Origin of the sequence: Defluviitalea phaphyphila (genome assembly GCF_001466305.1) — a bacterium.
GTDB classification, from domain to species: domain Bacteria; phylum Bacillota; class Clostridia; order Lachnospirales; family Defluviitaleaceae; genus Defluviitalea_A; species Defluviitalea_A phaphyphila.
On record NZ_JWID01000004.1, the window covers coordinates 252,553 to 262,338 of the forward strand.

The following is a 9,786-nucleotide window of genomic DNA, read 5'->3' on the forward strand; positions in this document are numbered from 1 at the left end:
ATGAAAATATATTATAAAAATTCATTCTATAATTATATTCTCCATAAATTGGAATTTTCCTTTTGAAAAATAAAAAAATAATACCAAATATTTGGTATTATTTTAATCTTTCAAGTCTCCATTTTGAATTATTAGCTCCATCACTACCTGCATACTCATTTATAGCTTTATTATAAAATTCTTCTGCTTTATTTATATCTCCTTTAATTTCATATATTCTTCCTAAATAATACAATACATTATCTGAATAATATTCTCCTTGAACATACATTATGGATTTTTCAAAACTAAGTATAGCTTCATCATAACTACCACTAGAGTACTCTCGTACTCCTTTATTATAATATAATATACCTGCTTCTTTAAATACTTTATCAATTAAAGTATTATATAACTCTATATTTTCTTCAGAAATACTATCAGAATCAATAGAATATAAAAGAGTAGCTGCTTCTTCAATCTCTCCATTTTTATATAAAGTATCTACTTGATTTACTTTTTTAGCTTCTTCTAAAATTTTTAATTTTTCATTAAGTTCTCTATTTTCTTCTTCCATTTCTTTATTTTTTTCTTCTAATTCATTAATACTTTTCTCAGTTTCACTAGTTATTTGAGTAATTTTTTGTTCTAATTCTTGATTTTTAGCCGTTAATTGGTCAATTTGATTATTAAGTGCATCTGTTTTATCTGGTATAACTAAACTAAACATAAGAGCAAGGGTACAAATAACTCCTGTAATAAAACCTACTATATGTCCTACTGATGAAATAGGTTCTTTCATTTTTTGATGTTTAGGCATATTTCTTACTCTTTCATTTGACCTTGAAGAAGTCAAAACCTTAAAGTTTAATTCTCTATAATATCTTATGGCTTCTGGGTTATTTATATCAATTTTTAATGCTTTCTCTATATATGATATAGCTTTTGTTTTTTCATTTTCACTTATAAGACATAAAACTAAAAGACAATATGCTTTAACAAAATTTGGATTTAAACTAATAGCTTTTTTTAATTGTATAATAGCTAAGTCTTTACTTCTCTGCTTTATATACTCTAAAGATTGATTATACATTCTAATAGAATCATTATATTGTTCTAATTTTCTTTTATTGTTTTGGATACGATTTATATAATCTATAGAAACATTATCTTCTCTTTTTAAATTACTACTAATAACCCACTGTGTTAATGCTTCTCCTATCTCTCCCATTTCAAAATAAACTAATCCTAAAAGATTTCTTGCATCAATATTATTTTTATCAAATAAAATTGCTTTAGACAAAGAAATTACTGCTCCTGAAAGATCTCTTTGCTTAGCTTGTTCTAATCCTTTATTATATAATTTAAGAGAAATTTCCTTTATTTTATTATATAGTAAAATATCGAATTTACAAATAGGACATTTTTTTACATTATCTACTTCGTTATTGCATCCTGGACAAATCACCGCAATCTACTCCTTATTTTGTTGTTGATCTTCTATATTTTTGGAAATATAAGTTAATAAATCTATTATATCTTTTATATCATTGGATTTAATTGTTTCTTCTATACTATCTATTTCTAAAGAGGGTTTAAATTTTTTTAATTCTTCTTTAAAATCAATCACGTAACATACCCCTTTCTTTTAAAATATTTTTTAATTCTCCTATTAAATATAATGATCCTGCACAACATAGAATTCCATCTTTGTATGTTAACTTATAAGCTAAATTAAAAGCTTTATGTATATCAGAATCTTTAAAAACTGACATATTATATTTTTTCACTATTTTTTCTAATTCATCTACAGCAAGTTTTCTAGGACTTTTTGGTTCTGTAATAATAATATTTTTAACATAAGGTAAAAGTTTGTCCAACATCAATTCATAAGGTTTATCTTTTAATACTCCAATTAATAAATTAATCTCTTTATTAGGAAAATATTGATCAAAAGTCCTAACAAGAGCTTCAATTCCTTCTTTATTATGAGCTCCATCTAACAAAATAATGGGGCTTTTACTTATAATTTCCATTCTCCCAGGCCATCTACATTCTTTTAAGCCTTTTCTTATGCTTTTTTCAGAAATAATAATTCCTTTTTCTTTTAAAACTTCGACTACTAAAAGTACAAGAGCTGTATTATAGATTTGATGTTCTCCTATAAGAGAAATTTCTAAATTATTATAAACATATTTATCTGTTTTTATTGAAAATGTTGTTCCTTTTATACTTTGATTTATATATTTTACATCCATATAGGAAACATAATTAAAAGAAGAGTCTAAATCTTTGCAAATATCTTTTATAATATTATACACCTTATTATTTGGAAAATACAATACGGTACTACAATTTTTCTTTATAATTCCTGCTTTTTCATAAGCAATTTTTTCTATAGTGTCTCCTAAAACATCCATATGATCCATACTAATAGAAGTTATAACTGATACTAAAGGATTATCTATTACATTAGTTGCATCATATCTTCCCCCCAATCCTACTTCCAAAATGACAAAATCCACATTTTTCTCTGCAAAATATAACAAAGCCATAGCTGTTAAACATTCAAAAACTGTTGGATGCTCTTCACATTTTTTAGCCTTTTCTATTATTTTTTCTCCTAATTTAGAAAAATCTTCATTAGAAATCTCCTCATTATTTATCTTAATTCTTTCATTATATCTTTCTAAATGTGGAGAAGTATATACTCCTACATTATACTTAGAATTAACTAAAATATAACTAAGCATAGCACATACTGACCCTTTTCCATTAGTACCTGCCACATGAATCACTTTTAAGTTTTTTTCTGGATTTCCAAGATGCTTTAATAATTCTTTTATTCTTGACAGTCCTAATTTAGAACCAAAATTTTCTATCTTATTAATATAATTAATAACTTCACTATAGTTCACAATATTTTCCTCCTTAAAATCAAAGACCCCTTTTAATGGGGTCTTTCTTAACTGTATCTATTTTTTCAATAAACTTTCTAATCTTTCTTTAACTTGATTAAGCATATTATTGTATTTTATTTGTTTTTCTTTTTCTTCTTCTACAATTTTCTTAGGCGCTTTTTCTACAAAGCCCTTATTATTTAATTTCTTTTCTACCCTTTCTACTTCTTTTTCAAGTTTTTCTTTTTCTTTTTTAAGTCTTTCTATTTCTTTTTCTATATCAACTAATTCTGCAAAAGGAATAAATATAGTAGCTTTTGGTATAATAGTTGAAACTGCATCTGCATCTATTCCTTTTTTATCTTCTTGAGTTATAATTTCACTTCCATAAGCAAGAGATAAAAAGAATGATTTCCCTTTTTCAAAAATTTCTAATACATCACTATCCTCAGAAACAATTATAATCTTTGCTTTTTTGGAAGGAGGAACATTCATTTCTGCTCTTAAATTTCTAATATTTCTTATTGCCTGTTTCATTAATTCAATCTCTTTTTCTTCTTTTTCAAAGTTCCATTCTTCTTTATATTCAGGCCAAGATGAAAGCATTATAGTTTCTTCTTCATCCTGAATATAAGTAAATATTTCCTCGGTAATAAAAGGCATATAAGGATGTAATAATTTAAGAGCATTAATTAAAACTGTTTTAAGAGTCCATAAAGCTGCTTCTCTAGTTTTATCTTCTTTATTATATAATCTTGGTTTAACCATTTCAATATACCAATCACAAAATTCTTCCCAGAAAAAATCATATAATTTTGAAACAGCTATTCCTAATTCATATTTATTCATATTATCTGTTACATCTTTAGCTAATGTATTTACTTTAGAAATAATCCATTTATCTGCTTCACTTAGATCTTCTAAAGTAACTTTCAAATTCTTTTCGTCTTCAAGATTCATAAGTATGAATCTTGCAGCATTCCAAATTTTATTTCCAAAATTTCTACTTGCCTCTACTCTTTCATAATAAAAACGCATATCATTTCCTGGAGCATTACCAGTTACTAAGGTTAAACGAAGAGCATCTGCTCCATATTTTTCTATAATTTCTAAAGGATCTACTCCATTTCCTAAAGATTTACTCATTTTTCTTCCTTGTGAATCTCTTACAAGTCCATGAATAAGTACATCTTTAAAAGGCACTTTCCCTGTTTGTTCTAAACTTGAAAATACCATTCTAACAACCCAAAAGAAAATTATGTCATATCCTGTAACTAGTACATTAGTGGGATAAAAATAATCTAATTCTTCTGTTTCATCAGGCCATCCCAAAGTAGAAAAAGGCCATAATGCGGAACTAAACCAAGTATCTAAAGTATCCTCATCCTGTTTAAAAGAACTTCCTCCACATTTAGAACAGGTTTTAGGAGCTTCTCTAACTACTTCAATATGCCCACAATCTTGACAATAATAAGCTGGAATTCTATGCCCCCACCATAATTGTCTTGAAATACACCAGTCCCTAATATTTTCTAACCAATGTAAATATATTTTTCCAAAACGCTCAGGGACAAAATTTAATTCTCCTTTTTTCAATACTTCTATAGCTGGCTTTGCTAATTCTTCCATTTTAACAAACCACTGCATTTTAATCATAGGTTCAATAACTGTATGACAACGATCATGAAAACCTACATTATGAACATGTTCTTCAACTTTTACTAAATATCCTTGTTCTTCTAATTCTTTCACTATTGCTTTACGGGCTTCATATCTATCCATTCCTTGATATTTACCAGCTTCTTTATTTAAAGTTCCATCATCATTTAAAATATTTATTTGTGGAAGATTATGTCTTAATCCTACTTCGAAGTCATTAGGGTCATGGGCTGGAGTGATTTTTACCACTCCTGTTCCAAATTCCATATCTACATATTCATCAGCAATAATAGGTATTTCTCTATTTACAATAGGAAGAATTACTGTTTTACCTATTACATCTTTATATCTTTCATCTTCAGGATGAACAGCTATTGCAGTATCTCCTAACATAGTTTCAGGTCGTGTAGTTGCAATTTGGATATAACCACTTCCATCCTTCATGGGATATCTAATGTGCCAAAAATGTCCGCATTTTTCTTCATGTTCTACTTCTGCATCAGAAATAGTAGTTTGACATTCAGGACACCAATTAATTATTTTAGCACCCCTATAAATCCATCCTTTTTTGTATAAACGAATGAATACTTCTAATACAGCTTTAGATAAACCTTCGTCCATTGTAAAACGTTCTCTATCCCAATCACAAGAACTTCCTAATTTTTGAAGTTGTTTTAAAATAGTTCCTCCATATTCTTCTTTCCATTCCCAAGCTCTTTTTAAAAATTCTTCTCTACCTAAATCTTCTTTAGTTAAACCTTCTTCTGCCATTTTTTGAACAATTTTAACTTCAGTTGCAATACTTGCATGATCTGTTCCAGGCATCCAAAGAGCATTGTATCCTTGCATTCTTTTCCATCTAATTAAAATATCTTGAAGAGTATTATCTAAAGCATGTCCCATATGTAAATGTCCTGTTATATTAGGGGGTGGAATTACTATGGTAAATGGTTCCTTTGACCTATCTACCTCTGCATGAAAATATTTTTTATCCAACCATTTTTTATACAATCTGTCTTCAACTACAGACGGATTATATACTTTTTCTAAATTTTTTTTCATAATTAACCTCCTATAAAAATATAAATAAAAATCCAATAATTGCAATAACAAAGCCTGTTACTTTTATATATATAGTTCCCTTATCTATGAGTTGAAAAAATTCTTCATCTCTTTCTTCTTTAGAAACTCTACAATTTTTTAACATAATTCTTTTAGCTCCAAACCCAATAACTACCCCCACAATTAATAATATAACTCCTATGGTTTGCATTTTTATCCTCCTTAAATAAAAAATCTCTTTCATCCAAATAAAGGGCGAAAGAGATTTCCGTGGTACCACCTTTTTTCCTTTTCATTTTTATTCAAAATGAAAAGACACTTTATGATATAACGGATCAACCGTTCGTACCTACTTTAAATTCAATACGAAAACTCCGAAGCTACCTTCCATTACCCAATTCTAAAAAAACCTTTCAGCCCAAGGGTTTTTCTCTCTGTTAGCTGTTGTAATGTACTCCTCTTCATCATAGCTTTAGCCATATTAACTTATCTTTTCTAATTGTATAAAAAGCTAATTTTTTTGTCAAGATATTATTTAAGCTCTATACTTTCTAAATAATTTTGAATAATTTTTTCTATAATTTTATCCTGAGTTTTATCTTGTTCTTTTAATTCTGTAAGCTGTTTCCAAATATCTTCTTGATAAGTATCAAGTAAATCTAATTTTTCTTCTATTTCTTTTTTCTCTTTTCTTATATCCATTAAAATCTTTCTTCTTTCTTCTATTTTGTTCCATCTATTTATATCATCAAAAAAATCTATATGTATTCCTCTTTTTTCTAAAATTTCCATAACTTTTTCTTCTATTTTTGACATAGTAGAATTAATATTTCTATATCTTTTTTCATGATGTTTATTCTTATTATATAATTCCCAACTTCTTTCTAATTGTTCTACACTATCTACTTTAAATTTTTTATATTCGTATTCTAAAAAACTAGTATAATAAACATATCTTATTTTCGCTTTATTTAAAAGTTTTATTGCTCTTGACTGCATTCGTCCATTTTTTTTAATTTCATATTCTACTTTCCTTCTAAAAACATATATCCATGTTCCTATAATTCCACACAAAGCCCCTGTAATACTTGCAGGAATAAAAATACTTATATTAGTATTTACAATAATAATTGCAAAAATGATAGCTATAATTCCAAAAATAATAGATACCCCAATAGATGCTCTATAAAGTATAATTTGTGCATTTTCTAATTGTTCTCTACTATATATAAGAGCTTCTTTTTCTCCTTCTAAATAATCTATGTCTCTTTTTACTCTTAATTGCTTTTCCTCTGCTTCTTTTATTTCATATAATATTTGTGGAAATTTATTTTCATATTTTTGAACTACACTAAGAATCCTATTTCTACTAATTAATCTTCCCTTAAGACTTTCTTTTTCTTCTATTATAGATTGATAATCCAACAATAATTTTCGAATTTTTTTTATATCATCTGCAGTAAGAAGTTCAAATTTTTCTAAATCCTCTTCTTTTTTAGATAATTCTTCCAATTCTTTTAATAAATTTATTTTTTTGTTAACAATATCCATTAATTCTTGACAAAAATTATTAGCTTTTTGCTTGTCATCTAAAAACTCTTTATTATCTTCTAAATTATTTAAATCTAACTTAGTTTTTTTCTTTAAAAAAGAATACAAACCAAAAGTTATAAAATTTAAAAACTTATTCATTTTATCCCTCATTAATATATAATAATTTATATTATATTTTTTCTCTTTTAACACTCAAAGCCTTTTTATAACATTCTCTCCACATTTTTAATATTCCTTCTTCAGAGTAAAACTTACTTCCCTCAACTGACTTTTTTCTATATTTATCGTAAAATTTTTCATCATTCTTTAATCTTTTTATTATTTTGATAAAATCATCATTATTTTGTCCTTTTAAATAAAAATCAAATAATATTTGGTCATATATTGGAAGATTTCTAAGAAGAATTGGAAGATTACAATTCATAGCTTCTAGAATTGTCATTGGAAATAATTCGTTATATGAAGGTAAAAATAATATATCTGCCATATTATATATATTATTCATTTTATTTCTATCTACAATTCCTAAGAATTTTACATTTGGAGGAGGATTTTTAACAATTTCTTTTAAATATTTATACCCATCAGTTATTCTGCCAAATGAAAATCCTCCCGCCCAAAAAAACTGTATTTCTGGTATACTCTCTGCTACTTCTACAAAATCTTTAACTCCTTTTCTAGTTTGTATCTGCCCTACTCCTAATACTATAAAATCACTTTCTTTTACATTATTTTTTTTTCTAATTTCAATCTTTTTTTCTTTATCATATGGAAAAAATTTTTTATTAGATACAAAATTAGGAATATAAATTATTTTTTCTTTGTTTATGCCATATTCCTCTAATTTATTAATAAAATATGGATTAACCGTAACTAAAAAATCCATTTTATCGTAAAAATCTATTATATATTTATAAAAAATTTTCTTTAAAATTCTTGGAAGTTGCAAACTATTATCAATTGTTTCAGGCAAAAAATGCACATATCCTATAGTTACTCCCTTTTTCTTAGCTATAGGAATACTTAAATAATGTTTTAAATCTACTGTATGATAATGATTTATGTCTCCAAATCCTAACTTATTAATCTTTATAGTATAATCTTGTAATCCTTCTTGAACAAGACGAACTTGTTCTAAATAAGCTGAAGCCACTCCTTGACCTTTTATTTTTTGTGCTGATGAAAACATATTTATTGTTGGCAATTATGAATTCACCTCTACCTCTAAAAGGTTTATAAATTCCTAATTATATTTATTACCTTTAAAATTGTAAAAATACCATTTAGTAAAAAAATTTTTTTAAATACTATCTAAATCATATGGGGTTTCTTGATATACATAATAATTTAACCAATTAGAAAAAAGTAAATGTGAATGTCCTCTCCAACAAACAATAGGGTCTTTAGAAGGATCATCATTAGGAAAATAATTTTGTGGAATATCAATATCTAATCCTTTCGATAAATCTCTTTCATATTCTAATTTTAATGTATTAGCATCATATTCTGAATGCCCTGTTACAAAAATATGTTTTCCATCTTTAGAAGCAACAATATATATTCCTGAAATATCTGACATAGATAAAATCTCTAAATCATCTATTTTTTCTATATCTTCTTTTTTAGTATATGTATATCTAGATTGAGGAACATAAAAAATATCATCAAATCCTCGGAGTAGCTTTACATTTTTTTTAAGCAAATAGTGAGGAAATATTCCAAACATCTTTTTAGAAAGGGGATATTTCTTCACTCCATAATGATAATAAAGTCCTGCTTGAGCTCCCCAACAAATATGAAGAGTAGATGTCACATGTGTTTTACTCCACTCCATAATCTCTGTTAATTCATTCCAATAATTAACTTCTTCAAAAGGAATATTTTCTATGGGAGCTCCTGTAATAATCATTCCGTCAAATTTTTTATGTTTGATTTCATCAAATATATTATAAAATGAAGTTAAATGTTCTTGTGAAGTATTTTTTGAAATATGAGTTTTAGGATATAAAAAAGATACTTCTACTTGTAGTGGCGTATTCCCTAAAAGTCTTAATAGTTGAGTTTCTGTTACTTGTTTTATAGGCATTAAATTTAAAATAATAATTTTCAATTCTCTTATATCCTGATGAATTGCTCTATCTTCATCCATAACAAATATATTTTCATTAACTAAAATTTGTTTAGCAGGCAAATCATTTGGTATTTTTATAGGCATCTTTTTCCTCTTTCCTTTTTTTAATTATTATAATAAATATGATAACTATAAAAATAAAAGCTCGACCACTAAAGTCAAGCTTTTTATGTATTGCGGAGAGAGGATTTGAACCTCTGACCTTCGGGTTATGAGCCCGACGAGCTACCAGACTGCTCCACTCCGCGTCAATATCCCAACAGCGGATGATGGGAATCGAACCCACGTATCTAGCTTGGGAAGCTAGTGTTCTACCATTAAACTACACCCGCACTACTTATTTTACGGGAGTAATTTTATCATATCTATCATATTATGTCAATCATTTTTTTGACTTTTTTATTAATAAATCTTTTTGGTTCGTTGTAAAATTAAATGCAACAGATAAAAAAATATAAAAAAATAATTGACAACCATAGTGAGAAATCATGTATGATTTAG

The 9,786-nt window shown here is 26.6% G+C and carries 8 protein-coding genes, 2 tRNA genes and 1 other annotated feature; all 10 genes read right to left on the bottom strand.

The features are described from left to right. Positions 1-97 precede the first annotated feature (97 nt). The 10 genes from OM90_RS05040 to OM90_RS05080 all read right to left on the bottom strand — a co-directional run bounded on the left by OM90_RS05040 (position 98) and on the right by OM90_RS05080 (position 9,617). A complete protein-coding gene (locus tag OM90_RS05040) occupies positions 98-1,447 on the bottom strand; it encodes a tetratricopeptide repeat protein (RefSeq protein ID WP_058485812.1) in 1,350 nt (449 codons plus the stop codon). 6 nt (positions 1,448-1,453) lie between these two features. Further along, positions 1,454-1,609: a hypothetical protein gene (locus tag OM90_RS13030; RefSeq protein ID WP_162838870.1), complete on the bottom strand. Its 156-nt coding sequence runs from the start codon at positions 1,607-1,609 to the stop codon at positions 1,454-1,456. After that, on the bottom strand, positions 1,602-2,897 hold the full coding sequence (locus tag OM90_RS05045) for a bifunctional folylpolyglutamate synthase/dihydrofolate synthase (protein WP_058485813.1): 1,296 nt from the start codon (positions 2,895-2,897) through the stop codon (positions 1,602-1,604). Before OM90_RS05045 ends, OM90_RS13030 begins: the two co-directional genes overlap by 8 nt. Positions 2,898-2,954: 57 nt before the next feature. Continuing rightward, on the bottom strand, positions 2,955-5,600 hold the full coding sequence (locus OM90_RS05050) for a valine--tRNA ligase (RefSeq protein ID WP_058485814.1): 2,646 nt from the start codon (positions 5,598-5,600) through the stop codon (positions 2,955-2,957). A 10-nt stretch (positions 5,601-5,610) separates the two neighbouring features. After that, positions 5,611-5,811: a hypothetical protein gene (locus OM90_RS05055; RefSeq protein WP_058485815.1), complete on the bottom strand. Its 201-nt coding sequence runs from the start codon at positions 5,809-5,811 to the stop codon at positions 5,611-5,613. Positions 5,812-5,848: 37 nt separating this feature from the next. Then, positions 5,849-6,077 (bottom strand) — a binding site (T-box leader). Positions 6,078-6,131: 54 nt separating this feature from the next. After that, positions 6,132-7,292 (bottom strand): hypothetical protein, encoded by a 1,161-nt coding sequence (locus OM90_RS05060; RefSeq protein ID WP_144428543.1) that lies wholly within the window; start codon positions 7,290-7,292, stop codon positions 6,132-6,134. A 31-nt stretch (positions 7,293-7,323) separates the two neighbouring features. Continuing rightward, the gene (locus OM90_RS05065) at positions 7,324-8,358 is read right to left on the bottom strand and encodes a glycosyltransferase family 4 protein (RefSeq protein WP_058485817.1); all 1,035 of its coding nucleotides are present in this window, start codon (positions 8,356-8,358) and stop codon (positions 7,324-7,326) included. Positions 8,359-8,454: 96 nt separating this feature from the next. Then, positions 8,455-9,369: a homoserine O-acetyltransferase MetA gene (metA, locus tag OM90_RS05070; protein ID WP_058485818.1), complete on the bottom strand. Its 915-nt coding sequence runs from the start codon at positions 9,367-9,369 to the stop codon at positions 8,455-8,457. Positions 9,370-9,459: 90 nt separating this feature from the next. Further along, a tRNA-Met gene (locus OM90_RS05075) sits at positions 9,460-9,533 on the bottom strand. Positions 9,534-9,546: 13 nt separating this feature from the next. Continuing rightward, positions 9,547-9,617 (bottom strand) — tRNA-Gly (locus OM90_RS05080). Positions 9,618-9,786: the final 169 nt, after the last annotated feature.